Origin of the sequence: Actinosynnema sp. NPDC023658, from assembly GCF_040639995.1 — a bacterium.
In the GTDB taxonomy this organism is placed as follows: Bacteria; Actinomycetota; Actinomycetes; order Mycobacteriales; family Pseudonocardiaceae; genus Actinosynnema.
In genome coordinates this window covers 1-1,695 of sequence record NZ_JBFAAX010000842.1, presented here as the reverse complement: position 1 = coordinate 1,695, position 1,695 = coordinate 1, and the positions used below count along the sequence as shown (strand labels likewise).

2 protein-coding genes are annotated in these 1,695 nt (G+C 66.2%); both read left to right on the top strand.

What is annotated here, in order from left to right; genetic code table 11:
• A partial coding sequence (locus AB0G02_RS35440) for a cytochrome P450 (protein WP_360803391.1) occupies positions 1 to 240 on the top strand: 240 nt, incomplete at its 5' end.
• A 321-nt stretch (positions 241 to 561) separates the two neighbouring features.
• Entirely contained in the window at positions 562 to 1,284 is a 723-nt protein-coding gene (locus AB0G02_RS35435) for a hypothetical protein (RefSeq protein WP_360803388.1), read from the top strand.
• The last annotated feature ends 411 nt before the right edge of the window (positions 1,285 to 1,695 follow it).

Here is a 1,695-nt window from a genome sequence, read left to right as displayed (position 1 = left end):
CCCGCACCGGCCACCTACCTGCCCTTCGCACTCGGCCCCCGCACCTGTCCCGCCTCGCAACTGGCCCTCACGCAGCTGACCGTCGTCCTCGCGGCCGTGCTGAGGAACCATCTCCTGACCCCTCACCGCGATCCCACACCCACCTTCGGCACCCTGCACGCTCCCCGCCGCCTGCGGTTGCGCCTGCTCCCGGCACAGCCCGAGGTCACCGGGGCGTTCATTGCCACGTACCACGGCTGAGGGCGCAGGACCCTATCGGCGGAGGCGATCGGTCTGTAACGCTCCGATGCCGGACGTGCCCGGCCACCCCACGCCGACAAGCACGCACCCAACGGCCGACGTACTCGGCGCGTCGTGCGTCGCCGCTGTCAGCAGATGTGAAGAATGATCTCAATTTCCTGCCCGGAAGTGCCGCAGGGCCGCTGTCTCCCACACGGGCGACATCCCGACACCAAACATCGATCGGACATCTACCGTGACATTAACGTCTACCTGTACCAGCGCGTCTGGCTCCAGCGCGACGGAAGGCTGACGGGCAACGCGGACAAGTTCGTCAACGACATGAGCGGGATCATCAACCGGGCGAAGAGCGAAGGGCTCACCTCGCTGCAGTGCGTCATGCCGATCGAGACGAACCTGGAGAACACCGCCCAGGTGCGGGAATGCGCCCTGCACATCGCGAAGGGCATCAACGCCAACACCGGCAACTGGCTCAAGACGCACACGCTGATGGTGCCCGGCGCAGCCATGGGTGGTTACTTCACGAACATCCACCAGGGCGGCAGCAGGTGGTTGGCCGACATGAAGAGCCAGACCTCCTACTTCGCCTTCATCTACAAGCACATGAAGAGCCAGGAAGAGAACCGGCTCGCGAGGTACAACGAGCGGTGGAAGTACTACGTCGGCCTCGAGTCGACGAGCACGGCGCAGGACCAGATCAGGTTCCTGCGGCAGGACATGGGTTTGTCCGACCTCGAGTACTACTCCCGCCAGCACAAGGCCCAGTTCCCCAGACACACGCAAGTCGTGTTCTGGGGCGACGCGGCGGACGGCGTCTCCTACCTCAGCAACCTCGGCAAACCACACGACTACACCACCATGCGAGCCCTGCACACCCTGCTCGTCAAGACCAACAACTGGCGCGGCTACACGCCGGCGAACCACGTCACCCCTCAGACACCCCCCACCCTTCTCACCGTGGGGCCTCCGACTACATCGTGGCGCCCGACGGCACCCGACGGCTGTACGACCGGCTTCACCGCGGCGACGTCCCCTGCCACCTGATCGAAGTCCACTACGGTCAGCACGTCTTCGACGCCGCGCCCGGCGCGGTAGGCACCCAGGTGTGGCGTCAGGCCACCCTGCGCTGCTTCAAGGATCACGCGTCCGCGGTTCTCACCCGGTGACAAGGTTCCTCGCGGCACTGCTGTACCGACTTCCCAGTCGAGTGCTTCGTCGGTTCCGGCTGCTGGTACGCCCGGAACGGTCCTGCGCCGGCACCGCGATCTTCATGCCTGGTGATCCCGACTCGTTCCCCGGAGGTCGGCCGGAGGCGCCCTGCAGCCCGGCCGTGGTTCGGCAGCAGGCCGTTCAACAGGGCCGCGATGGGCCTCAACCGCCCTCACCTCAGGTCGGTTGGTGCGAGACCCGCACGCGGAAGACAGGACAAGCTCAGGCCGCTCGTCCAGCGGTGGG